Below are 22,549 nucleotides of genomic sequence, written 5' to 3'. Positions count from 1 at the left end.
TGGTCATTTCATCCACCTGACCGAAACCCGCCCGACCCGCGAGCGGCGACATCCGTCGACCACAGGTCGACCGAGTCCTGAGCCGAGCAATCGGGTCAGCGGAAGGCGCTGATCCCGGTGAGGTCCCGCCCGATCAGGAGCGACTGCACGCTTTCGGTGCCCTCGTAGGTGTGCAGCGACTCGATGTCGGCGAGGTGCTGGATGACGTGGTTTTCGAGCAGGATGCCGTTGCCACCGAGCATGTCACGGGCCATCGACGCAATCTCCCGCGCCGCCCTGGTGTTGTGATACTTCGCCAGCGACGCCTGGATCGGGCGCAGCGTTCCGGTGCCGTCGAGCTCAGCCAGACGCAAGCAGTGCAGCTGCATCGACGTGAGCCGGGACAGCATCATGGTCAGGCGCTCCTGCACGAGCTGGAAACCGGCGAGCGGCTTACCGAACTGGATGCGCTGGGTCGAGTAGTTCAGAGCCGCCTCGAACACCGCCGTGGCGTGGCCGAGGGCCGACCAGGCCACTCCGAGCCGGGTCGCGAAGAGCACCGTGGAGGCGTCCTTGAACGTGTGGGTGCCCGGCAGCACGGCGTCCAGCGGGATCCGCACATCCGTGAGGGTGATCCGAGCCTGGTGGATGGCGCGCAGGGACCCCTTCCCGGTGATCGTCTCTCCGTGATACCCGGGGGTGTCCTGTTCCACCAGGAAGCCGCGCACATTGCCGTCGTCGTCGCGAGCCCAGACCACCGTCACGTCGCCGACCGAGCCGTTTCCGATCCACTTCTTCTCGCCGTTGAGCACCCATTCGTCGCCGTCGCGCTGTGCGGTGGTCTCCAGACCGACCGAGTCGGAGCCGTGGTCCGGTTCGGTCAGGGCGAAGGCGCCGAGTTTCTCGGCGCGGGCCAGCGGCACCAGCCAGCGTTCCTGCTGCTCCGGGCTGCCGAACAAGGCGATACTGCGCAGGGCCAGCCCGCCCTGCACGGCGACCACGGTACCCATCGAGCCATCGCCGCGGGAGATCTCCATGTTGACGAGCCCGGCCGCGAGCGGCGACATGGGACTCAGTCCGGGGCCGACGACACCGTCGGTGAGAAGGTCGAGCTCGCCGAGTCTACGGGCAAGGTGCAGCGGGTACTCGGCTTTGTCCCACGCAGTCGTCAACTCGTCCAGCGACTCGGTGGCAAAACTGCGGGCGCGGTCCCAGAAGGCCCGGTCAGTTTGAGGCACGTCGGCGAATACGCCGTAGTAGTCGGTGTCGAGGGGCGTGGATACGTCGTAGTCGGGCACGGTTTCCCTTTCGTGGAGGACAGCGAAGTCGGGCAGGCCTGATCGGCCGATGTCGTCCGGCACCAGGGAATGAATGCCCTCGTGCGCCGGTCAGAAAACACCCAGGTACAAGTTCTATCTGACACTCAGTCTCAGGTCAAGTGATACTGAGTCTCAGCGGGAGCGCGTCTGGGCGCGCAGCCGCTCCTCGATGGCGCGAGCCAGTTCGGTGGGATCCGTGGCGGCCGGGAAGACGGCGACGACCACGTCGCCCGCGGGTCGCGCCTCGGGACCTTGCGCCGCGGCATCCAGGTGGAAAAGCCGTCGCACCTCGGTGAGTTCGGCGGCCAGCGAATACGGGCCGACGTTGTCCGTCGCCCGGATCAAGCGCCGCAGCACGAAGTTGTGGGTGGCCGTCACAGCGGCCGCGAAGCGGATGGCAGTCAGGGGCGGCACACCCGGCACGGTGCTGCGCAGGTAGCTGGCGAACATCCGTTCATACCGGATCGCCATAATGGTCTCCCGGTCCCGCAGCACGGGGGTCTCTCGCAGGACCCGGTCCCGGATGCGCACGATCTCCAGTCGCTCGCGGAACCGCTCGAAGACCATGGCGGCGGCCTCACACACGGCCAGCCAGGGATCCGAATGCGTCGCAGCGAAGTGCTCGTCGATACGGGCGACCAGCTCGTCGTGGTCGGCGAAGATCACGTCGTCCTTGGACCGGAACTGCCGGAAGAAGGTGCTGCGCGAGACCCCGGCCGCCTCGGCGATGTCCACGGTGCTCGTGGCCTCATAGCCGTGCTCCTGGAACAGGCGAACCGCGATGTCGGCAACCTCGACCCGCGAGAGAGGTCTCTGCGGCCCGAGCGGCTCGGCAGCCCGGGAGGATTCGGCAGGCAGGTCTGACATGGTCAGGTGAAATTATCATGGAATGCGCACGAACGGATGCCCTGACAGGCCACCCCCGCTTGCCCGGTGCGGCACGGACGGGCAAGCTGACGGCGGCGAAGGAGTGACCACGGCCGCTGCAGGCCGGCACCCAGGCAGAGCAGGCGCCGCGCGGGGCGCCGCGCCCTCACGGCCTTCTGGATTTCCGTGGCCTTCCTGCCGGTGTTTCTTGTCGACGCCGCACTCCTGGGTGATGCCCTGCTGAGCTGCCGGGATACGAGCGCGGCGGCGAGGAGCCGGTCCCGCTGGGGGCAACAGCATTGGCCGGCCTCCCGAGCCGTTCTTGTGCTGCTCGCTCCAAGCATTGAGGCGATGGTGTTCGGCTTCAAGGCACGACGCCTCGGCGCATAGCACCCGCAAAAGTGGCTCCGCCACCTCAGCTCTGGTCGCACACGCCGAATCGGAGTAACGTCACCGGCACGGTCAACACAGACGGCAAACTGCCGCGCCGAGAGAGAGCGCTCCATACATGGACTTCAATCCCCAGTGCCAGCAGGCCGCGTGCGCCGGACTCATGCGAACCCGAGCCGTGGCAACCGACACCCTGGCGGATGAAGAGATCTGGTTCCTGTGCGACGAGTGCGGCTCAGAGAAGCACTGGACGAATCTTGCCGACCAGGACGCTCCGCGGCACCACACGAGAGGGTCCTGATCGATCGGTCGCGTAGCTCCCGGAGGGGCCAGAGCTGACTACACCCCGGGGATGCCTGTCGGCACAGGCGGAGCGCCGGGTCAGCTGTCGAACCAATTCGACGGAGATTTTCCTGAAAAACAGCTGTTCAGCAATGTCTAGGGCCATTTTGGCGCAAATCTCCGTCGAATTCGTTCAGCGGCGTTGCCGCACGGCCTCGGACTCGGAGCAGGACGTTCGGGCACACTGCGTTCGGCACGCACGGTGATCCCGCGTAGCGGTCCACTGCTCGTCCACGTCGGCACCAGGAACGACCGCCCCGAAACCCTCAATTCCCGATCCATCATCGCCCACAACCGTCAGGATTCGCTCATCGAGGCGTACCGGTCGAATTGAACATAGATTTCGAATAACACTTATCCACAATAGGAAAGACCATCGTTTCTTTGTTCTAATTTTGGTAACCTTTTGTTTGTGATCAACCTCTGGGAAAGCTTCGAAGCGGTTGCCGTGCCCGGCCCGTCCGCGGCGGCCCGGGCGGTCGCTGAGTGGCAGACCCTCGCGGTGGGGCGTGGGGAGTCTCTGCGGTGTTCGGCGGTGCGCGGCTTCGACGACGACGACGACGACCTGCTGCAGGTGACCGCGGCGGTCGGGGTCCACGGGAGACGGGTGGACGCGGTGCGGGTGGCGGCAGCGGCCGAGGTCGCCGACCGGTCCACGCCCGACGCGCTCGCCGTCAGAGATCTGATCAGCAACGGCGGCCAACAGAAGGCCGTGATCAACGATGGCGGACGCATCATCGCCCGGGGCGCACCGGAGCATGCTTTACCCGCGCGGAGCGACGGGCCATCCGCATGCTGCGCGGAGCCGCACAGATCATGGCACCACCCCGGCTCGAAACCGGGCCCCACACAGGGCGAAACACGACCAAATCCCGCACCCGCACCCACACCCACACCCACACCGACACCCGCACCCGCACCCGCACCCGCACCCGCATGACGAACACCATCGAACGGAAGAACGCAACCCGGGACGACGAGTAAGGGGGTACTGGGCCCTGGGCTCGACCGGTTCGACCAACGTCACGGGGTCCCTGGCCGGGTTGGGTCTCCAGGGTCTCGCACGCTCGACCACCGAGGGGAAGCCGCCGGAAGGACAGCCTGAAGGACAGCCTGAAGGACAGCCGGAATTGCCCTGGCCCACCGGGTGCCGTAACTTCTGAATCGGTGCTGTTCGCTGCCGCGCCGAGTCGAACCGGAGTTGAACATGACCACAATCGAGCTGCTCGTCTACGCCGACCGCCTGGGCGGCACCATCCACAATCTGCAGACGCTGCTCGACGGCCCGCTGAGGGCCTTCGGCAGCGTGCACGTGCTGCCGTTCTACGTTCCCTTCGACGGCGCGGATGCCGGCTTCGACCCGATCGACCACGCCGCGGTCGATGCCCGACTGGGCACCTGGGACGACATGCGCAGCCTCGCCGGCACGCGCGGGCTCACCGCGGACCTCATCGTCAACCACGTCTCCTCCTCGTCGGTCGAGTTCATCGACTGGCTGGCCCGTGGCACCGCCTCCACCTCCGAGGGCATGTTCCTCACCTTCGACACCGTGTTCCCGAACGGCGGCACCGAGAAGGACATCACGGCGTTCTACCGGCCGCGACCCGGACTCCCCTTCACCGCCTACCAGGGCGCCGACGGCAGCCGTCACCTCGTCTGGACGACCTTCATGCCCACCCAGGTCGACCTGGACGTGAACCACCCCGCGGCCCTCGCCTATCTGCGCCGGGTGTTGCAGACGCTGGCCGCCGGCGGCGTCACAACGGTGCGGCTCGACGCTGTCGGCTACGCCGTGAAGACCCCCGGAACCGACAGCTTCATGACCGAGCAGACCCTCGAGTTCGCCCGCACGGTCGTGGCCATGGCCCACGAGGAGAGCCTCGAGGTGCTGGTCGAGGTGCACGCGCACTACAGCCAGCAGCTCGCGATCGCCCCGCTGGTCGACCGCGTCTACGACTTCGCGCTGGCGCCTCTGCTTCTACATTCGCTCGGCACCGGAACCGTTGACCGCCTCGCGGACTGGCTCAAAATCCGCCCCGCGAACGCCATCACCGTGCTCGACACTCACGACGGTATCGGCGTCATCGACGCGGGCCCGATCGGCGACAAGCCGGGCCTGCTGACCCAGGCCGAGATGATCGACATCTTCGCGCGGGCGGAGCGTGCCACACACGGCCACTCCTCCATCGCATCCGTCGTGCCCGAGTGGTTCACGCTGCCGCACCAGATCAACGCGACGTTCTACAGCGTCCTCGGCGGCGAGGAAGTGCCCTATCTTCTGGCCCGCGCCGTGCAGCACTTCCTGCCCGGCCGACCGCAGGTGTACTACGTGGGACTGCTCGGCGGCCTCGACGACACCGAACTCTTCGAGCGCACCGGCAATGGCCGCGACGTCAACCGCCACGTTTACACGGCGGAGGAGGTCGAACGTGCCCTCGCGACCGACGTGACCCGGGCCCAGCTCGGCCTGACCCGCATCCGCAGCACGCACCCGGCCTTCGACGGCGACTTCTCCTGGACGGCCATCGGCGACGACCGACTCGAACTCCTCTGGACCGGTACGGACGCCGTCGCGCGACTCACCGTGGCCATGACGCTGGACTCACCGAGCCTCCGCATCGAGCTGACGGATGCCGGACGCACGCAGGTGCTCGACACCGTCACATCCGTCGCCGCCTGGGAGCCCCCCGCGCGCTGACCTATTCGATCGGTCGAGATCGGGCTTGACTGGAGTGTGCCCACACCCCGTACCCGCTGCTACCGCGACGGCTCTCTCGTCGACGAGGATTTCCCGCTCGCCGAAGTGTCTGAGCACCTCGCCCTGTCCGGCGCCGTCGTCTGGGTGGACCTCGCCGATCCCGGCGAAGAGGATCTCGTCAGCCTCGCGGGCGAACTGGGCCTGCACGAGCTGGCGGTCGAAGACGCCCTGACGCTGCGGCAGAGGCCCAAGCTCGACCGCTACCCCGACCACCTGTTCCTGTCCGCGTACTCGGCCGAATTCGGCGTGGCGACCGCTCAGGTCACCACGCACGAGATCGCGGTGTTCATCACCGACCGGGCCTTGGTGACCGTGCACACTGAAGGCTTCGACCTGGAGGCCGTCGTGGCCCGCTGGGATTCGGCCTCCGATCTGGCCCGGAACGGAGTGGCCTTCCTCCTGCACGGGCTGCTCGACCACCTCGTCGACGGCTATTTCGACGCCGTTGAAGCACTGGACGAACAAGTCGAAGAACTCGAGGACCAACTCTTCCTGCCTGGTACCAAGCAGGAAGCGGTGCAGCGGGCCTCCTTCGAACTGCGCAAGAGTCTCGTGACGATACGCCGGGTCATCCTTCCTATGCGCGAGGTCGTGAACACGCTGCTGCGGCGCGATCTGCACCTGCTGCGGGACGAAATGGGTCCCTATTTCCAGGACGTATACGACCATGTGCTTCGCGTCATGGAATGGACGGAGAGCCTGCGTGACCAGGCCACCGCCATCCTTGAGGCGAATCTGGCGATTCAAGGCAACCGGCTCAACGTGATCACGAAGAAGGTGACTGGTTACGCGGCCATCATCGCCGTGCCCACAGCCATCACGGGCTTCTACGGGCAGAACGTGCCCTACCCCGGCTTCGCCCAGCCGTTGGGCTATTACAGCTCGGCCGCGCTGATCGTGGGGCTCTCGGCACTGCTCTACGTGCTGTTCAAGCGCAACGACTGGATCTGACGCTCCATGCGTGAAGAACTTAGTGCTTGAAAGCGTCCTTGACGTTTTCGCCGGCCTTCTTCACACTCGCCGAAGACTGCTCCGCCTTGCCGTCGGCAACCTTGGAATCATCCTTGGTGACCTTGCCCACGGCCTCAGTGGCCTTGCCCTTGAGGTCCTGGGCGGCGTTTTCGATCTTGTCGGATGCACTCATAGCATCTTCCCTTTCTAGTGGTGTTGCGTCGGTGGCAGCCAGGCGCGCGTGCCCCAGACGTATGCGGTCGCAGCCGTCGAGTCCCCGGCGTCATCATCATCATCGGTCGGACCGACGAGCAACGAATCGAACGTGGGCATGACGGCACCGGCGGATATGCTGTCGTCGACGGCGGGTGAGTGGAACATCGGGAATCCTTCCGTTCTGCGGCTGACAAAGGCTGTCAGTAATACGACGTGTGTTGTGGCATATTTGTCACACGGATTTGTCAAGTAATTTTTGGACACGGCGGGTGAGAGGGTGGAGAAATGATGCCAACGACCCCAATCCGGGCACCGCTCGCATCTCCGTTTGAGTCATTCACCGACCAGACCCTGGCCGACCGCGCCGCCGACGGGGACATTCGGGCGTTCGAGGCGCTCGTGCGTCGCTACGGCCCGCTGATGCGGGTGTATGCCAGCCGGGTCCTGGGATCAAATGACGAGATGGACGACGTCGTTCAGGAGTCCTTCATCACCGCCTGGCAGCAGCTGCCCACCCTCGACAACGGCGCCGCCGTCAGAAGCTGGTTGATGCGGATCGTGAGCCGGAAAAGCGTCGACCGGCTACGTGCCCGGCGTCCGCACCTCAACGTCGATCTCACCGACGCCCCGGCACCGGAGAGCCACTCCCCCCATAGACTGGCGGAGGTGGAGTCTCAAACCGAAGCTCTGACGCGTGTCCTCGGCGATCTGCCGGAGGACCAGCGCCGTTGCTGGATGCTGCGAGAACTCGCGGAATGCAGCTACGGCGAGATCGCGGAGGAACTGGAACTTCCCGTTTCAACGGTTCGTGGGCTTCTCGCCCGAGCTCGGAAGACTCTGCTCCAAGAGATGGAGGAATGGCGATGATGAACCCCTCCGATGAGCTCGCGGGCCACACCTTCGAAGAACTGAGCGACTACCTCGACCGGGACCGCACCCCCGCAGACCCGAGCATCGACGGCTTCCCCGAGTGCGAGATCGCCCTGCGCGGCATGCAGCGGCTCCGGCGCACGCAGCGCGCCCTGCTCCGGAAAGACGTGGAGCGCGAATCCGAGCGCGAGGACAGCTGGGTCAACTCGATTCTGCACCACATCAATCTGGAGGCGCGCGCGGGCCGGGACATCCCGATCAGCCACCCCTCCCCCACCGCTCGCCTGAGCGTGACCGAAGGTGCGGTGCGCGGCATTCTGCGTGCCGCCGGTGACGGCGTGCCGAACATCATCGTCGGCCGGTGCCGCCTCGACGGCGAGGTCAGCGAGCCCGGCGCACCCGTCACCGTGCGCGTGGATGCCACGGTTCTGGAGGGCAAGAACATTCCACCGCTCGCCGAGCAGCTCCGGGAGGCTCTTTACACCGCACTTAGCCAGCACACGGAACTCGCCGTCGAGGCCGTCGACATCACCATCCGCGACCTGTACCAACCCGTACCCCCGCCGGCGAAAGCGAAAGCGAGCAGCGATGAGTGACGCCCTTGCACCTGGAGCGCCGCCGCCCGACCCCGGGACGCCGGCCCAGCTGACCGCTCAACTCGAGGGGGCGGTGCTGGCAGTCCCCGGCGTGGAGGCGCTGTATTCGGCAGCCCCGCTCGTGGCAACCGTGGTCGCCTCGGTGATCGCAACCACCGTCGAAGCCGTGACCGGCAAGCCGCGGTCGACCAGCTCCGTCTCCGTCTCCGTCTCCGAGAGGGAGGGCGGCCTGAAGATCGCGGTCAAGATCGGCGTCGCCGCACCCTTCGCGGCCCCCGACGTGAGCCGCCGCGTGCACGATGCGATCACAGATCAGCTCGACCAGAACGGTAACCCGGTCGTGACCGAGATCGCGGTCACCGTGGCCCGGATCGACTGACCGGGTTCGCGGTCACTCCGGTTGGCCACCGGTCCTCACGGCGGCGTCACACCCCGGGTGTGTAGCGTGAATACCCACACGACCTAAGGAGTCACCAGTGAGTCAGATAATCGACATCGGTATCCCGGATCAGCAGCTCGAGAAGATCGTTCACGGCCTGTCCCGGGTGCTGGCGGACTCGTACACCCTGTACCTCAAGACTCACAGCTACCACTGGAACGTCGTTGGCCCCATGTTCCACTCTCTGCACACCATGTTCATGGACGAGTACACCGAGCTGGCCCTGGCCGTCGACGACATCGCCGAGCGCATCCGTGCACTGGGCACCCCGGCGCCGGGCACCTACCGTGAGTTCACCGAGCTCGCCGTCGTGCGCGAGGACACCGACCTGCCGGATGCCCCGGAGATGCTCCGTCGTCTGGTCGCCGCCCATGAGGCCACGGCCCGCACCATCCGGGAGGTGCTGCCCCTCGCCGAGGGTGCGCCCGACCAGGTCTCCACCGATCTGCTCGTGCGTCGCCTCGACGTGCACGAGAAGACGGCGTGGATGCTGCGCAGCATGCTGGCCTGAGCCTGCCAACTGCATTCAGTCGCCCAGAGCACGGCCGATCCGATCGATCACCTGGCCGACGAGCGCCTGCTGTTCTCCAACGCTGAATTCGACCCACCAGAACGGGGCCGCATCAGCCGCCGCCGACAAGGCGTGTGCCGCCATCGGACCTAGACGTGACGTGACGTGACGTGACGAAACAGGGTGCGCCGGCTGGCCCTGGCGGCGGATGCGACGTCCGCCCCGCTGCAGGCATCGAATTCGCGCTTCCGAAAGAGCCGCAAGGCGATCAGCGCCAGCTCGTTCGGATTCCATGGCACCCGCATTCGCCCCGTACCGTTTGCAGGGCCAGACGGCCATCGTGACCGGTGCGGGGTCCGGGCTCGGCCGGGCCCCGGCCATCCGTTTCGCCAGCGAGGGTGCCCGGGTCATCGCGAGCGATGTGTCCCCGAACGGATGAACCAGTTGGCCGTCCTGCCGGCCGACGGCGGCCAGGCCGCGATCTGAGGCGAGCACGCCCGGACTCGTGCGCTATGCCCCGCGTCGGGCCGCCGCAACCGCGCTTCCAGCCATCGGGTCCCAGGTCGCGCTCGGGCGGCCCAACAGGTAGCCCTGGGCAAGCACGGCGCCGCTGGTGCGGAGACTGTCGAGCTGTTCCGTGGTCTCCACCCCCTCGGCGATCACCTCCACGTCGAGCTTCGACGCCAGCGCCAGGATTCCCTGCACGAGGGAGACGGAGGAGGCGTTGGGAAGGTCCTGAATGAAGCTGCGGTCGATCTTGATCTGGTCGACGGGAAGGGTGTTGAGCCAGGCCAGGGTCGAGAAGCCGGTGCCGAAATCGTCCAGGGAAATGCGGATGCCGAGGCGGCGCAGTTCCACGAGGCGCTCGACGATGCCGGGGAGGTCGACCAGTGATCTGCTCTCCACCACCTCGAGGGTGAGTCGCTCCGGTGCGAGGTCGTTGCGGTTGAGAGCCGTGCGAACCGTCGACACGAGTCGGCAGTCCAGAAGGGTGGCGGCGTCGAGGTTGACCGCGACGCCTAGAGGCCGAGCGCCTAACTGCGGCCACTCAACCACGTCCCGGCACGCGGTCGCGATCACCCACAGATCCATCTCGGTGATGAGGCCGCGTTCCTGCGCCAGCGGCAAGAAGGCGCCCGGGGCCAAAACGCCCAGTCGCGGGTGCGCCCAGCGGATGAGGGCTTCCGCACCCACCACCGTCTCCTCGCCGAAACGGGAGATGTCCACGACAGGTTGGTAGTAGAGCCTCATCTCGTTCGCCTCGACGGCACGGGCCAGCTCGACCAGCAGTGACGTGTCGGTGTCCCCCGGTGATTCCGGGTTCGATGATGCACTGCCCGGCACCTCGGTGCGGGCGACGGCGATCTGATTCCGTCCCGTTCTCTTTGCGTCGTACATCCCGGCGTCGGCCGCGTCGAGGAGCTGCTCGCCGCGACCCCCCTGTCCACTGTGCGAGGCAACACCCACACTGGCGGAGATGCGCACGTGCTGGCCGGCCAGGTGGAAAGGGGGATTCAGGCAGCCGACCACTCGGTGGGCCAGCTCGATGGCCGAATCTTCGCCGTCGAGATCGGTGACAAGCACCGCGAACTCGTCGCCGCCGAGGCGGCCGATAGTGTCATTGGTTCGAACCTCGGCGCGCAGGCGAGCCGCGACCTGCCGCAGCAGCTCGTCCCCGGCGCGATGGCCCAGCCGGTCATTGACGCGTTTGAAGTTGTCGAGGTCGCAGAACAGCACCGCCGTTCGGCTGTGAGGCTGGCACTCTGCCAGGGCGGTGTCGAGCAGCAGCGCGAACAGCGCTCGGTTGGGCAAGCCTGTCAAGGCATCGTGCTGGGATTGGTGCCTCACGGTCTCGAGCAGCCGGGCCCTTTGCATGGCCGTTTCTCCCTGGTGGCTGACACCTTCGATCAGGGTGATGGCCTCCGCCAGGACCTCGGCCGCGACGGGGGCAACCCAGCAGGCCGTTGCGACGCCCATCAACATATCCCCGGCGAGAAGGGGAACGGCGACCACGTTGTGTGAACCGATGGCACGGAGCAGCTCCGCCAGGGCCGGGCTGGCGTCGTCAGCTGTGATCAGAACGCGTTCCTGCCGTCTGAGAACGCCGAGAAGCTCCGGCGTCTGCTCCACAGTCAGCGTCGTACGCATGAAGAATTCGCGATCGGCAGGCTCGAAACCGACGGCTGAGGCAGGGCGAAGCTCACCAAGGTCGGCGTCCCAGAGGAGAACGGATGCCGCGTCACTGCCGACGATCGCCGCCAGTGCCGACGCGATGACTTCCGCGATCGCCTCGACGCTGTCGCTGATCGCCAGTTGGTGGGCGAGGTTGAGCAGTGCGGTCGTGCGAACTCCCTCCCGGCGGGATTCCTCGAGAGCCGTGAACAGGTCCAGGGCCGCGGCCGCGTGTCCGGCGTAGGCCTCGAGCAGGGCCCGATCTCCTAGCATCGCGGTGTGTCCCTCCGTGAACACGGCGGCCAGATGCCCGTGGATCCTGCGATTGGAGGCGATGTCGACGACCAGCGCGCGCTCGCCCAGTTGCTCTCCGCGCAGCATCCGTGCCACGAGATCGGCGCCACGTTCGTCGCCAAGCCCTCGGTGGCGGACCAACGGCGCGCCGCCCCCGGCAGGTTCGACGATGAGGAGGTACGACGGCGCGAGCACGGCGGAGGCGGCGCGATCGACGATTCGGGCGAGCACCTCGTCGACATCGTCGCTGCTAACGAGGTCAGCCGCGGCCAGTTGCACCTCCCGCACCTTGTCGCGCAGTACGCCGAGGGATGCGTCGACCCAGCGACTCCGCGTGCGCCAGGACCACCAACGCACCCGCGTTGACCAGGTCAGCACGTATTCGCACGCCGGGTAGCCGTCCGATTGGCACTGCGGGTGGCTGATGTGGGCAAGGGCGAGTCCGAAAATGGCCGGCACGGACGAAAACAGTCCCTGGGCGTATTGGCAGTCGAGTCGGGACGGACGATAGCCGTCGTGGAGGCGGTAGCGCACGGTCGCGCTGGTCTGTCCGACCCGGACTGCATCCATCGTCGACGTTGTGGTGAACTTCGGCACCATGCGCGGCAGCTGGCGAAAAATTGCTCCAGGTGAGGCGAACACACTCAGGAGCTGCACCAGCACGGGCTGGACGTCACCGCGGACCGCACCGGTACCCACGGTGAACATGGTGTTCGGGTCACCGAGCACCGCGGTTGCGGCCTCGAACAGCCGGATTCGGGTGGCGTAGCTGACCCACGCGGACGTGTTCTGGAGAGTCTTTGCATCCTGCTGTACGCCCGCCCGGGCGAGCACCTCGATGACGGCTCCCTCCCCACCGCGCTCACGCACGTGGCGCAGGAGTAGGCTGATGGTCGTGTTTGCGGTCTCGCGCGGCTCTGTGTCCATCGTCTTGCACCTCTCAACTCTTTATCGACGGGTTTCGGCGTGGGGTAAGCGCGGAAATCGGTTCAGGACCGTCATCCGCTTGTCGAACGCCTCCAATCGTGCCACCAAGACTTCCTGTCGTGACACGTGACGCGCGAATGAAGACGCGATGAGCGAGCGCTACCCCGTCATTTATGTGCGAGGCTTTGCAGACAGCAGAACGCCCTGATCAATGCCTATCCCGGAACGCTGGAACCGGACTCCGTTTGGATCCACCAATTCCACGACGTCGCATGGGCACATTCGGGGTCAAGCCGCAATCGTACGACATCGGCCGCGCGGCCCGGGGTCTCGTCGATTTCATCGATCTGGTGCGTGCCAAGACTCGCGGCGGACCACCCGTCTACCTCGTGGCCCACTCCATGGGTGGGCTGATCTGCCGCACCGTCCCGCAGCGCGAACTGGCCGACCCCGCCGAAGCGGTGTCGAAACTCTGCACGATCGGGACCCCGCATGGAGGAATCTCCCCCGAGCTCGGCGGGCCGATCGGGGGCTGGCTCATGGACCGGTTCGGGCCGCTGGGCAGCGATATCTTCTCCCCCGGCACATGCAGGAGTACATGCTGTCGGCCACCCACGACCCTGCCCGGGAAACCGACCCGAAAACGGTCTGGTGGGACCCCCGGCGCATGGTGGGCTCCTTCCCTCCCTCCCTCCCGCATCCTCAGCATCGTCGGCACGAATTCACGCGACTATTCCGTGGCCGCCGGGCTGTCATCCGCGGTCATGGGCGTGCAGAGCGATGGTCTCGTCGCGATCCGCAACGCTTACGTTTACGGGGGCGCGCGGGCCTACATCCATCGCTCCCACTCGGGTCGATACGGCTTGGTCAACTCCGAGGAAACGTACCAGAACCTTTCCCGCTTCCTGTTCGGCGGGTTGCGGGTGGAGGTCGCCCCGCACGGGGTGGAGCTCGATCGCAACGACCGCATCTGGCAGGGCGAGGCGAGGCTGGCCATCCGTGGCGTGCCTGCGCTTATTCATGAGCAGACGGCCGATCATTATTGCCCGATCGATCTGAACGCCACGGAGAAGGGTATCGCCGGGCCCCTGTCACCGGTCCCGTCGATGACAATCTTCCTGCAGCCGAAGAACGTGCGTAAGTGCCGCTACGCCCTCGACCTCAAGATCATCTCACTCAAGGAGACGGGCGGCATCCTCGGTTTCGGGGGACACCTCGAGCAGATCGCGGACTGGCAGGACACGCTCATCGTCGACGTCGAGGTGAACGACAAGGGCGCGGCCAGAAGCGTGATCTGGGAGTGGAACAGCACCCTCGCCGTTCGAATCGCCGAACAAGCAGAGCTGCCCAACCAGCTCGACTGGGCACCGGGCAAGTCCAGCGACGGGCAATGGCAGCTGCCGGTTCCCATCGTCCCGATGGGGCAGGCGGTGCTCGGCAGCCACGCGCGCCTCCAGCTCAGCATCGGCCTCTGGGCCTGAGCGGCCGCCTCGCGCGATCGACCCGATCCTGATCACGCATCACCGCCCGGACACCCCACCGGGACGTAGGCGCCCCTGTGCGCCATCCACCCTGGCCCCTTCTCGACCGCGGACCGAGGGCGACAGTCCAGCCCGACGCCGAACGAATTCGACGGAGATTTTACTCTAGACCGCCCGTTCTCGGTGGGAATGGCCGGATTTTGGCAGAATCTCCGTCGAATTGGTTGGGGGCGCACGGCAGCCAGTCGGGGCGGCTCCGCCCCGAGGCAGGTAGCACCGGCGCACGTCAGGCCGTGGGCCGTCAGGCCGTGGGCCGTCAGGCCGTGGGCCGGTAGCGCCGTGGGGCGGAGGCCTGGGCGACCAGGGCGCGCAAGCTGTCGAGGCTTCCGGTCACAAGACCTTGGGCACTGGCCTGCACGAGCACGTTCCCGATCGCGGTGGCCTCGACGGGGCCGGCCAGCACGGTCAGCCCCGTTCGGTTCGCGGTGAGCTGGCAGAGAAGGTCGTTCTGCGACCCACCGCCGACGATATGCACCGCGCGGATGCTCCTTCCCGACAGCTCGCTCGCGACCCGGACGGTCTCGGCATAGGCAGCCGCCAGGCTCTCGACGATGCTGCGCATGAGTTCGACCGGGGTGCCCGGCACCGGCAAGCCGTGCTCGGCGCAGTAGAAACGGATGCGCGCCGGCATGTCCCCGGGGTGCCAGAAAACGGGGGTCGTCCACGGCGAAGGTCACGTCTGCGAAGAGGCCGGCGCGGCCGAGCCCCTTCACGGAGAGCACGGTGTCGCCCACCGGGGCGACCTCCCGCATCACGGTGATGCGGTCGCAGAGGGCGAACACCTCGTCGAAGTGGTGCGAGCTGAAGAGGATGCTCGCGCCCTGGGCCCGCAGGTTGCGGGCAACCTGGAACAGGCGCTCCACCTCGATGTCCGACAGCGCGGCGGTCGGCTCATCCATGACGAGCACCGCGGCGCCCTGGGAGATGGCCTTGGCGATCTCGATGATCCGCTGGTCGGCGATCGACAGTCCCTCGGCCGCTCGGTTGGGATCGATGCGCACGCCGAGCTGGTCGAACAGGTCGCGGCGGCCGTGCGCATGGCGGCCCGGCTGATCAGGCCCAGCCGGCCTTTCGGCTGGCGCCCAATGAAGATGTTCTCGGCCAGTGTGAGGTCGGGAAACAGGGTGGGTTCCTGATAGATCGCGGAGATGCCGGGGGCCTTGCTGTCGGCCACGGTGCGGAACGACACCGGCTGCCCGTCGACCTGGTACTCGCCGGCGTCGAGGCGGTAGAGCCCGGCCAGGATTTTCGCGAGGGTGGACTTGCCGGACCCATTCTCGCCGACCAGGGCATGGATCTCACCGGGGAGGATTTCGATGTTCCCGTCTGCGAGGGCGACGACCGGTCCGAATGGCTCAACGGCACCGACAAGGGTGAATCGTTTCAGAGAACGTGTATTCAGCGAATATAAGGAGAGGTTGGGGCACCCGTCAACAGCAGAAAAAGTGCAATCCTCCAAAAGAGATTCAACCGAGACTTCGAATGGGTCTCGTGTATTGATTCGTTTCAATCTGCGGCGCGGTGCTCTACACGTCACCTAGAGGCAGCAAAGCGCAAGGCGAAAGGGTGACGATGGCAACGGTGAGTGTGCGCGAAGTCGCGGCTCGCGCCGGGGTGTCGGTCGGCACCGTCTCCAATGTGCTCAACCGGCCGGGCAAGGTTTCCCCGGCAACCGTGGAGCGGGTGCAGACGGCAATCTCCGACCTCGGCTTCGTGCGCTACGACGCTGCCCGGCAACTGCGGGCCGGCCGCAGCCGCAGCATCGGGCTCGTCGTGCTCGACGGCGCCAACCCATTCTTCACGGATGTCGCGCGCAGCGCCGAGGACCGAGCCGCCGAAGAGGGCCTCACCCTGCTCCTCGGCAACAGCGACGAGAACATCGACCGAGAGAGTGCCTACCTCGACCTGTTCGAAGAGCAGCGTGTGCACGGCGTCTTGATCTCCCCGCTCGGCGAGGTCGGGGACCGGCTCATGCGGCCGCGCGCCCGCGGCACCCCCACCGTTCCCGTCGACCGGCAGACGGCCGTCCACAGCTTCTCCTCCGTGGCCGTCGACGACGTGGCCGGCGGGCACCTCGCCGCGGAGCACCTGGCCTCGATTGGGCGCACCCGGATCGCGTTCGTGGGTGGGCTGCAGAGCATCCGTCAGGTTGCCGACCGGCTGGAGGGCGCGCGGCAGGCCGTGCGGGAGCATCCGAACGTGTCGCTCGAGGTGATCAGCACGGAGTCCCTCTCGGTGCTGCAGGGGCGTTTCGTGGGCGAGCAGTTGCGCGCCCGCGACCCGGTCGACCGGCCGGACGCCGTGTTCGCGGCGAACGACCTGCTCGCCATCGGCGTGCTGCAGGCCCTGAGCATGCTGGGCGATGTGCGGGTCCGCGAAGACGTGGCGCTCATCGGCTACGACGACATCGCTTTCGCGGCGGCAGCCATCGTGCCGCTCTCCTCGATCCACCAGCCGAGCGCCCTGATCGGCCACACGGCCGTCGACCTGCTGCTGCGCGAAGCCGCCGGCGGCGACGATTTCGTGCACGAGCAGATCGAGTTCCAACCGGAGCTGATCGTGCGGGAGTCCACCGCCGGCTGACTGGGTCCCGCTCCTTCCGCCCGGGCTTCCGCTGGCGGTTCCGCTCCTAAACTTGACCGCATGACACTGCAGCCCCTGCTCAACAAAGACACCCGCCTGTGCATCTCCCTGGCCGCCCGGCCCAGCAATTTCGGCACGCGTTTCCACAATTTCCTGTACGCCGAGCTGGGGCTCGATTTCATCTACAAGGCGTTCACCACGACGAATCTTGCCGCCGCGATCGGCGGCGTGCGTGCGTTGGGCATCCGTGGCTGCTCCGTGTCGATGCCCTTCAAGGAAGATGTCATCGCCCTGGTCGACGAGTTGGATGACTCGGCGAGCGCCATCGCGTCGATCAATACGATCGTCAACGACAACGGTTGCCTGCGGGCCTCGAACACGGATTACATCGCCGCCGCCGATCTGATCCGCGCGCGCGCCCTCGACCCGACCACTCCGTTCCTGCTCCGCGGCAGCGGCGGAATGGCGAAGGCCGTCGCCGCGGCCTTCCGCGATTCCGGGTTCGAGCATGGCACCCTGATCGCCCGGAACGAGGCCCGAGGCCGGACTCTCGCCACCGAGCTCGGCTACCGCTGGGCGGCCGAGCCGACCGGCCTCACCGCACCGCTGCTCGTGAACGCCACCCCGATCGGCATGACCGGCGGTGCCGAGGCGAACGACCTGTCCTATTCCGCCGAGGTGATCGCCGGCGCGACCTGCGTGTTCGACGTGGTGGCGTTGCCCGCGGAGACTCCGCTCATCCTGGCCGCGCGCGCGGCAGGCAAGACCGTGATCACGGGGGCCGAGGTCATCGCTCTGCAGGCAGCGGAGCAGTTCGAGCGCTACACCGGGGTGCGGCCGGGGCCGGAGCAGGTCGCCGCGGCATCCGCCTTCGCCCGCACTCACGCACGGTAGCGCGCGCCTGAACCAAGTCGACGCCGAAGCAGGTTGCTTCAGTCGGCGTTCACGTGACTTGACCGGGGCCCTCGTTGCCTCCAGGGGATCCTCGTCAGGAAACGCCTCCCCACGAGGACAATCCACCCCGGTAACGACGAATGGCCGCCGAAATCTCGGAGGCCATTCGTTTTAAGACCTGTTCTAAGACCAGAATCAACCAGTTCTGAGCACGACCCTGTGGCGGGTTGATCCTATAACTCACAGGACGCTAAATCACTGGGCAGTTATTTGGTACTTTCGCGTACATCCTCTGCGCTCTGTCAAATAATCCTCTACCGGCCGAGCAACGTGGCCAACTCGTCGAGCGACTCCCCCGTAATCGTGAACTACTGGGTGACACCCTCGAGTAGGATCGCGAGCTCGTCGAGTTCGACGTCCCAGCCCTCTCGGTTCTGCTCAAGACGTTCGCGACGGTAGCGGGTGCCGCCGGGGAGTGTGTCGAAGCCCGATTCGATCACCGTGACATCCGTCCCGGTACCAGCATCGGCGATGGTGAAGCGCACGTGCGTCGAGTACTCGTCGAGCTCTTCGGCGGGGATTCCCGACCAACGGAAGCCGAACGAGCCGTCGGACACCACCTCGGTGATTTCGATCGGGAAGCTGCCGTAGTCGTCCCAGTCGATGCTGCCGGTAGCACCGGGCTCAAGCGTACCCATGATTGCGTATCTGTTCACGGGCGGGAGAACTCCGTGAACGCGAGTGGCAACGCATTAGTGGTTGGTCTAAGTTCCCTGCGGACCGTGCCACGCAGGCAACGCAAGGCAACCCGACTGCCCAAACGGGCATGGGGCCGGTATGTTCAACGACTCGACGTCGGGACCGCGATGTCCACTCCAACTACAAGGCCAACTGGCCACTCAAGGTGCTACCCGGCGCCGCAGACGGCGCGGAACTCGACCCGCCGCTTCGAACATAACCGCGCGCACCCACTCGCCACTCATCACTCCATCGCACGAGCAGGACAATTCGCAGCGCCGAAAAGCGGCCGTTCGAGCATCCCTGGCCGTGCATCGTCATTTAATCCGCAGCCGCCAGCCCGCACGAGTTTCCTCTGCCCTCTGCCTCGCTTCCACTGGAAGTGTTGACCCGTTTTTGCTGGATAAGAGACATTTGTGTCAGAAGTGCCCGCCAGAATGAGCTTGTCTACGTCACATCACGGAAAGATGGCATCATGCCCCAACCGCTTTAAATCATGCTGCTCATTTCGGCGCCCCTCGTCCTTGGCGGAACCACCGGAAGCGGAGTTGCCGCCTTGGCCGCGCTTGCACTGGTTCTGATCGCCAGCCCGATCATCTGGAAGGTCCGCAAGGATCGCTATTTCAGTTCCGACCAGTTCCGACCAGTTCCAAACATTGCGATCCGAGATCGCCGTCGTTGTCGCCGAGCACAACGAGGTCGTGAACTACGTGGCCGAGATCCGCTCACAGGGCTCATTTGAGCTGGGAGCGTCCTCAGCGGGTCAGTATGCGCACCTGGCCACGTTTGAGAACAACTCGGCGTGGAACAATCGGCGCGACCGCAACGTCTCCGACTACGCGCCGCAAGTGCACAACACATCTCTCCAGGTCGTCCGCAATGCCAGCGTCGAGCCGATCAAGTACGTCATGAAGTACTTCTCCATCAAGGCCGACCAGGAGACCCTGGCTGACGTTCAGCGTGTCGCCGAGGACATCTCGCGGCTGGAGGAGGCGGTCTCCAACGTCAAGGGTCGCGAGGCAGAGATCACCGCGAGAATCAATCCGCCGAAGTTCATCCTCAAGCGTCACGCCGACGAGTTCTGGAACCAGATCGGTGCCCACCTGTCGCCCATCGAGGTGCCGTACCCGGTTTACAAATTCCAGTACACCTCCGCAGGAGGCAACAGCGGTCAGGCATCGACCATCGCACTCGACACTCCCACCCTTGATGCACTGTCCGCGACGCTCGTCCAGAAGATCCGCTGGACGAAGTCGGCCGCTGGGCAGCGCACGCTGATGACGGTGCGACTCCGAGGCGAGATCAAGCAGCGCGACCGCTACGCCTGCTTGCAATGCAGCGTCTCGGTGGCTGCCAAGCCGCACCTTTTGCTCGAGGTCGACCACATCATGCCGGTGTCCAAAGGCGGTCTCAGCACGCCCGAAAACCTCCAGACGCTCTGCTGGCGGTGCAACCGAACGAAGGGCTCAAAGGTCCTCGCGTAGCTCAGCGCGGCCAGAGCCGCCATGTTGTTCCTTTCGTGTGCGCCGATGGGCGTTCACTTATCGGGATTCGTCTATCTCCCGACGATGTCCGAGGCGGAGGATGATCACAATTAACTGGTCGTCGTGAAGGCTGTCCTGTCGTAACCGTGGGTTAAACCCTGCTCGGGAGTACCGGTTTATGGCCGCCGAGGCTGAGCATGGTGAGGGCGATCAGGCGTCGGGGATGTGAAGCCGAAAGCGATGCGGGTGATGAGTCGGATCTTGGTGTTCATGGATTCGACCCGGCCGTTGGCTGATCCGACTAAGCCGTGGCGTGCGCGGCGAGCAGTTCTCGGGTGAACGGATGCTGCGGCGCAAGAAATAGCGCCGCAGCCGGTCCCTGCTCCACGACAACGCCATCCTTCATCACGAGGATGTCGTGGCTGAGCGCGCGTACCACTGCGAGGTCGTGCGAGATGAACACCATCGCCAGCCCCGTCGTCTCCTGCAAGGATGCCAGCAGCTTGAGCACCTGGGCCTGAATAGACGCGTCCAGCGCCGACACCGGCTCGTCGCAGACCAAGATACTCGGCTGCCGGGCCAGCGCCCTGGCGATCGCCACGCGCTGGCGCTGCCCGCCGGAGAGCTGGTGCGCCCGCCGCCCCAGCAGGGAATCGTTCAGTGCCACCAGCTCGAGTAGCTCGATCGCCCGCGCCCGGCGTTCGCGCCGTCGACGCCGCCCGAGCCGGGTGCCATCCAGAGCGATTGCCTCCGACAGGATCTGCAGTACTGTCGCCCGCGGGTCGAAGGCACTCAGGGAGTCCTGGTGGATGATCTGGATGCCGCCGCGTCGGGCCCGCCGCGTCGATTCCGGCACTCGGCTCCAGGGCTCACCGTGCATCAGAACATCGCCGCGGTCCGGGGTTTCCGTGCCCAGCAGCATCCGTGCCACCGTGCTCTTGCCCGACCCCGACTCGCCCACGATGCCCACGGTGTGGCCGGCACGCAGCTCGAACGAGACCCCGTTCACAGCGTGTAGCTGCGCGGCCGCCTGGCCGTAGGTCTTGGCGAGGTCCCGCGCGGCGAGCACCACGGGGCCGGTGTTCGGCGGGGCCGGCGGTCGGCTCTGCGACGCCGCCGCCAGAAGCTCGCGAGTATACGGATGCTGCGGCGCGGCGAACAGGTCGGCCGCAGGCTGCAACTCGACGAACCGCCCGTCTTTCATCACGGCGATGTCGTCGGCGAGCTGGCGGATAATCGTAAGGTCGTGGCTGATCAGCAGCAGCGCGAGGCCCGACTCCTTCAGCTGGCGCAGCAGGACCACAATCTGGGCCTGAACGGTCACGTCGAGGGCCGTAGTGGGTTCGTCAGCGATCAGCACGGCCGGCGAAGCCGCGAGGGCCGAGGCGATGAGTGCGCGCTGGCGCAGGCCACCGGAAAGTTCGTGCGGGTAGTGACGCACGCGCATGGCGGGCTCTGGCATGGCCACCTGATCGAGCAGCTGCAGCACCCGGCCGGCACGGTCGGCGCGGCCGAGTGTGGGTTCGTGCACCTCGAGGGGTTCGGCCACCTCGGCGCCCACCCGGCGCAGCGGGTCAAGGGAGACGAGGGCGTCCTGGCTCACGAGGCCAACGCGGGCACCGCGCAGGCGTCGCCAAGCCGGCTCGGTCAGGTCTCGAGCGTCAACTCCGGCCACGGTCAGTTCCTCGGCGGTGACCCGTGCGCCCTCCGGGGTGAGTCCGATCAGGCTGCGGCCGGTCACCGTCTTACCGGCACCGGACTCCCCCACTATGCCGAGGCATTGCCCGGCGGCAATGCTGAACGAGACGCCGTCGACCACGGCGGTCGCCGAGCCCGGCAGAACCACGCGCAGGTTGCGCACCGTGATGACGCTCATCGCTGCCGTCGCGCGCTTCGGGCCTGCAGGTGTCGGCCTAGAATGCTTGTCGACACCACGGTGGCGGTGATCACGAGCCCGGGGAACACGGCGATCCACCAGGCGCTGGCGAGAAAATTGCGGCCTTCCGAGAGGATGAGTCCCCACTCCGGCGTTGGCGGCTTCGGCCCGAGGCCGAGGAAGCTCAGGCCGGCCGCGGCAGTGATAGCGGTGCCGACTCCCATGGTGGCCATGACCAGCAGCGGGCCGAGGGTGTTGGGTAGCACGTGGCGCAGCACGGTCACCGCGGGCGACACACCGAGCGTGCGCGCGGCCTCCACGTAGCCGGCGCGCTTGACCACGAGGGTTTGCACCCGGGCGACGCGCGCGTAGGAGGGGATCACCGCGAGGGCCACGGCCACGAGCAGGCTCGCCTCCCCCGGGCCGATGATTGCGATCACGATCAGGGCCAGCAGAAACTCCGGGAAGGCCATCACGATCTCGATGGCGCGGCTCAGCACACCGTCGCCGAGGCTGCGCATAAGCCCAGCGAATGAGCCGATCACGAGCCCCACGACCAGAGCGATCAGCGTGGCACCGAAGCCAATGGCGAGCGAGTACCGCGAACCGTAGATCACCCGTGCGAACACGTCGCGGCCAGTCTGGTCCGTTCCAAACGGATGCCCGGGGCCGGGCGCCAGCAGCGCCTCACCGATGTCGGTGCGCAGGGGGTCAGCGGCGGTGAACACCCCGGGCAGAAGGGCCGACACCACGAGGAGCACGAGGAACCCGGCGGCGGCCCAGAGTGCCGGGGCGGGCATCC

24 protein-coding genes and 1 pseudogene are annotated in these 22,549 nt (G+C 66.4%); 13 read left to right on the top strand and 12 right to left on the bottom strand.

What is annotated here, in order from left to right; translation table 11 throughout:
- Nucleotides 1–95 precede the first annotated feature (95 nt).
- Together E3T25_RS06675 and E3T25_RS06670 are read right to left on the bottom strand one after the other, a co-directional pair.
- Nucleotides 96–1,313: an acyl-CoA dehydrogenase family protein gene (locus E3T25_RS06675; RefSeq protein WP_420898234.1), complete on the bottom strand. Its 1,218-nt coding sequence runs from the start codon at nt 1,311–1,313 to the stop codon at nt 96–98.
- 117 nt (nt 1,314–1,430) lie between these two features.
- On the bottom strand, nt 1,431–2,165 hold the full coding sequence (locus E3T25_RS06670) for a TetR/AcrR family transcriptional regulator (RefSeq protein WP_134373241.1): 735 nt from the start codon (nt 2,163–2,165) through the stop codon (nt 1,431–1,433).
- 186 nt (nt 2,166–2,351) lie between these two features.
- Between E3T25_RS06670 and E3T25_RS06665 the strand changes: the two genes are divergently transcribed.
- From E3T25_RS06665 to E3T25_RS06650, 4 genes are all read left to right on the top strand, one after another.
- Entirely contained in the window at nt 2,352–2,555 is a 204-nt protein-coding gene (locus tag E3T25_RS06665) for a hypothetical protein (RefSeq protein ID WP_134373238.1), read from the top strand.
- 754 nt (nt 2,556–3,309) lie between these two features.
- Nucleotides 3,310–3,837: a hypothetical protein gene (locus E3T25_RS16710; RefSeq protein WP_166785962.1), complete on the top strand. Its 528-nt coding sequence runs from the start codon at nt 3,310–3,312 to the stop codon at nt 3,835–3,837.
- 267 nt (nt 3,838–4,104) lie between these two features.
- Entirely contained in the window at nt 4,105–5,595 is a 1,491-nt protein-coding gene (gene gtfA / locus E3T25_RS06655; RefSeq protein WP_134373236.1) for a sucrose phosphorylase, read from the top strand.
- A 36-nt stretch (nt 5,596–5,631) separates the two neighbouring features.
- On the top strand, nt 5,632–6,606 hold the full coding sequence (locus E3T25_RS06650) for a magnesium transporter CorA family protein (protein ID WP_134343430.1): 975 nt from the start codon (nt 5,632–5,634) through the stop codon (nt 6,604–6,606).
- A gap of 19 nt (nt 6,607–6,625) precedes the next feature.
- Here E3T25_RS06650 and E3T25_RS06645 read toward each other — a convergent pair whose 3' ends face one another.
- Both E3T25_RS06645 and E3T25_RS16705 read right to left on the bottom strand, forming a co-directional pair.
- Nucleotides 6,626–6,799, bottom strand: a complete 174-nt coding sequence (locus E3T25_RS06645; protein WP_104102246.1) for a CsbD family protein — start codon at nt 6,797–6,799, stop codon at nt 6,626–6,628.
- A gap of 14 nt (nt 6,800–6,813) precedes the next feature.
- Nucleotides 6,814–6,987, bottom strand: coding sequence for a hypothetical protein (locus E3T25_RS16705; RefSeq protein ID WP_166785968.1), 174 nt, complete (start codon nt 6,985–6,987; stop codon nt 6,814–6,816).
- Nucleotides 6,988–7,110: 123 nt separating this feature from the next.
- Here E3T25_RS16705 and E3T25_RS06640 point away from each other — a divergent pair, with 123 nt between their 5' ends.
- The 4 genes from E3T25_RS06640 to E3T25_RS06625 all read left to right on the top strand — a co-directional run bounded on the left by E3T25_RS06640 (nt 7,111) and on the right by E3T25_RS06625 (nt 9,238).
- Complete coding sequence (locus tag E3T25_RS06640; RefSeq protein WP_104102253.1) at nt 7,111–7,689, top strand: RNA polymerase sigma factor; 579 nt, start codon at nt 7,111–7,113, stop codon at nt 7,687–7,689.
- The gene (locus E3T25_RS06635; protein ID WP_134373234.1) at nt 7,686–8,288 is read left to right on the top strand and encodes an Asp23/Gls24 family envelope stress response protein; all 603 of its coding nucleotides are present in this window, start codon (nt 7,686–7,688) and stop codon (nt 8,286–8,288) included. The genes E3T25_RS06640 and E3T25_RS06635 overlap by 4 nt, the downstream gene beginning before the upstream one ends.
- Nucleotides 8,281–8,667, top strand: a complete 387-nt coding sequence (locus E3T25_RS06630) for a hypothetical protein (RefSeq protein ID WP_134373232.1) — start codon at nt 8,281–8,283, stop codon at nt 8,665–8,667. The genes E3T25_RS06635 and E3T25_RS06630 overlap by 8 nt, the downstream gene beginning before the upstream one ends.
- A 97-nt stretch (nt 8,668–8,764) precedes the next feature.
- A complete protein-coding gene (locus tag E3T25_RS06625) occupies nt 8,765–9,238 on the top strand; it encodes a Dps family protein (protein WP_104102258.1) in 474 nt (157 codons plus the stop codon).
- A gap of 15 nt (nt 9,239–9,253) precedes the next feature.
- Here E3T25_RS06625 and E3T25_RS17685 read toward each other — a convergent pair whose 3' ends face one another.
- Complete coding sequence (locus E3T25_RS17685; RefSeq protein ID WP_255453057.1) at nt 9,254–9,382, bottom strand: hypothetical protein; 129 nt, start codon at nt 9,380–9,382, stop codon at nt 9,254–9,256.
- Nucleotides 9,383–9,530: 148 nt separating this feature from the next.
- On the opposite strand from E3T25_RS17685, the gene E3T25_RS06615 reads away from it, so the two are divergent.
- Nucleotides 9,531–9,677, top strand: a complete 147-nt coding sequence (locus E3T25_RS06615; protein WP_369827985.1) for an SDR family NAD(P)-dependent oxidoreductase — start codon at nt 9,531–9,533, stop codon at nt 9,675–9,677.
- A 71-nt stretch (nt 9,678–9,748) separates the two neighbouring features.
- Here the strand turns inward: E3T25_RS06615 and E3T25_RS06610 are convergent, their stop codons facing one another.
- A complete protein-coding gene (locus E3T25_RS06610; RefSeq protein ID WP_104102263.1) occupies nt 9,749–12,631 on the bottom strand; it encodes a putative bifunctional diguanylate cyclase/phosphodiesterase in 2,883 nt (960 codons plus the stop codon).
- Between the two features lie 272 nt (nt 12,632–12,903).
- Between E3T25_RS06610 and E3T25_RS06605 the strand changes: the two genes are divergently transcribed.
- Nucleotides 12,904–14,112: an esterase/lipase family protein gene (locus E3T25_RS06605; protein ID WP_134373228.1), complete on the top strand. Its 1,209-nt coding sequence runs from the start codon at nt 12,904–12,906 to the stop codon at nt 14,110–14,112.
- A gap of 316 nt (nt 14,113–14,428) precedes the next feature.
- Here E3T25_RS06605 and E3T25_RS17915 read toward each other — a convergent pair whose 3' ends face one another.
- Nucleotides 14,429–14,803, bottom strand: a complete 375-nt coding sequence (locus tag E3T25_RS17915) for an FGGY-family carbohydrate kinase (RefSeq protein ID WP_134373225.1) — start codon at nt 14,801–14,803, stop codon at nt 14,429–14,431.
- 120 nt (nt 14,804–14,923) lie between these two features.
- Nucleotides 14,924–15,709, bottom strand: coding sequence for an ATP-binding cassette domain-containing protein (locus tag E3T25_RS17910; RefSeq protein ID WP_420898232.1), 786 nt, complete (start codon nt 15,707–15,709; stop codon nt 14,924–14,926).
- A 35-nt stretch (nt 15,710–15,744) separates the two neighbouring features.
- Between E3T25_RS17910 and E3T25_RS06590 the strand changes: the two genes are divergently transcribed.
- Together E3T25_RS06590 and E3T25_RS06585 are read left to right on the top strand one after the other, a co-directional pair.
- Nucleotides 15,745–16,755: a LacI family DNA-binding transcriptional regulator gene (locus tag E3T25_RS06590; protein ID WP_134373359.1), complete on the top strand. Its 1,011-nt coding sequence runs from the start codon at nt 15,745–15,747 to the stop codon at nt 16,753–16,755.
- A gap of 60 nt (nt 16,756–16,815) precedes the next feature.
- Nucleotides 16,816–17,649, top strand: a complete 834-nt coding sequence (locus tag E3T25_RS06585) for a shikimate 5-dehydrogenase (protein WP_134373223.1) — start codon at nt 16,816–16,818, stop codon at nt 17,647–17,649.
- A 368-nt stretch (nt 17,650–18,017) separates the two neighbouring features.
- Here the strand turns inward: E3T25_RS06585 and E3T25_RS06580 are convergent, their stop codons facing one another.
- Entirely contained in the window at nt 18,018–18,365 is a 348-nt protein-coding gene (locus tag E3T25_RS06580; RefSeq protein WP_134373221.1) for an SRPBCC domain-containing protein, read from the bottom strand.
- Between the two features lie 723 nt (nt 18,366–19,088).
- On the opposite strand from E3T25_RS06580, the gene E3T25_RS06575 reads away from it, so the two are divergent.
- On the top strand, nt 19,089–19,871 hold the full coding sequence (locus tag E3T25_RS06575; protein WP_198415648.1) for an HNH endonuclease: 783 nt from the start codon (nt 19,089–19,091) through the stop codon (nt 19,869–19,871).
- 151 nt (nt 19,872–20,022) lie between these two features.
- Here E3T25_RS06575 and E3T25_RS06570 read toward each other — a convergent pair.
- The 3 genes and pseudogenes from E3T25_RS06570 to E3T25_RS06560 form a co-directional block, all read right to left on the bottom strand.
- A pseudogene (locus E3T25_RS06570) lies at nt 20,023–20,170 on the bottom strand (transposase); the annotation flags it as partial.
- Between the two features lie 2 nt (nt 20,171–20,172).
- Nucleotides 20,173–21,747 (bottom strand): dipeptide ABC transporter ATP-binding protein, encoded by a 1,575-nt coding sequence (locus E3T25_RS06565; protein ID WP_134373219.1) that lies wholly within the window; start codon nt 21,745–21,747, stop codon nt 20,173–20,175.
- Nucleotides 21,744–22,547 (bottom strand): ABC transporter permease, encoded by an 804-nt coding sequence (locus E3T25_RS06560; protein WP_104102694.1) that lies wholly within the window; start codon nt 22,545–22,547, stop codon nt 21,744–21,746. Before E3T25_RS06560 ends, E3T25_RS06565 begins: the two co-directional genes overlap by 4 nt.
- Nucleotides 22,548–22,549 lie beyond the last annotated feature (2 nt).

Origin of the sequence: Cryobacterium sandaracinum (assembly GCF_004403415.1) — a bacterium.
GTDB classification, from domain to species: domain Bacteria; phylum Actinomycetota; class Actinomycetes; order Actinomycetales; family Microbacteriaceae; genus Cryobacterium; species Cryobacterium sandaracinum.
Note: the sequence above shows the minus strand (reverse complement) of the source record. Positions and strands in the feature narration are given on the sequence as shown.

Bases quoted from the DNA above. Each gene is read 5' to 3' on its own strand.
- E3T25_RS06670 (WP_134373241.1), bottom strand. From the start codon at position 2,165: ATGTCAGACCTGCCTGCCGAATCCTCCCGGGCTGCCGAGCCGCTCGGG.
- gtfA (WP_134373236.1), top strand. From the start codon at position 4,105: ATGACCACAATCGAGCTGCTCGTCTACGCCGACCGCCTGGGCGGCACC.
- E3T25_RS06645 (WP_104102246.1), bottom strand. From the start codon at position 6,799: ATGAGTGCATCCGACAAGATCGAAAACGCCGCCCAGGACCTCAAGGGC.
- E3T25_RS16705 (WP_166785968.1), bottom strand. From the start codon at position 6,987: ATGTTCCACTCACCCGCCGTCGACGACAGCATATCCGCCGGTGCCGTC.
- E3T25_RS06640 (WP_104102253.1), top strand. From the start codon at position 7,111: ATGCCAACGACCCCAATCCGGGCACCGCTCGCATCTCCGTTTGAGTCA.
- E3T25_RS06635 (WP_134373234.1), top strand. From the start codon at position 7,686: ATGATGAACCCCTCCGATGAGCTCGCGGGCCACACCTTCGAAGAACTG.
- E3T25_RS06630 (WP_134373232.1), top strand. From the start codon at position 8,281: ATGAGTGACGCCCTTGCACCTGGAGCGCCGCCGCCCGACCCCGGGACG.
- E3T25_RS17685 (WP_255453057.1), bottom strand. From the start codon at position 9,382: ATGGCGGCACACGCCTTGTCGGCGGCGGCTGATGCGGCCCCGTTCTGG.
- E3T25_RS06615 (WP_369827985.1), top strand. From the start codon at position 9,531: ATGGCACCCGCATTCGCCCCGTACCGTTTGCAGGGCCAGACGGCCATC.
- E3T25_RS06610 (WP_104102263.1), bottom strand. From the start codon at position 12,631: ATGGACACAGAGCCGCGCGAGACCGCAAACACGACCATCAGCCTACTC.
- E3T25_RS06605 (WP_134373228.1), top strand. From the start codon at position 12,904: ATGGGCACATTCGGGGTCAAGCCGCAATCGTACGACATCGGCCGCGCG.
- E3T25_RS17915 (WP_134373225.1), bottom strand. From the start codon at position 14,803: ATGCCGGCGCGCATCCGTTTCTACTGCGCCGAGCACGGCTTGCCGGTG.
- E3T25_RS06590 (WP_134373359.1), top strand. From the start codon at position 15,745: ATGGCAACGGTGAGTGTGCGCGAAGTCGCGGCTCGCGCCGGGGTGTCG.
- E3T25_RS06585 (WP_134373223.1), top strand. From the start codon at position 16,816: ATGACACTGCAGCCCCTGCTCAACAAAGACACCCGCCTGTGCATCTCC.
- E3T25_RS06565 (WP_134373219.1), bottom strand. From the start codon at position 21,747: ATGAGCGTCATCACGGTGCGCAACCTGCGCGTGGTTCTGCCGGGCTCG.
- E3T25_RS06560 (WP_104102694.1), bottom strand. From the start codon at position 22,547: ATGCCCGCCCCGGCACTCTGGGCCGCCGCCGGGTTCCTCGTGCTCCTC.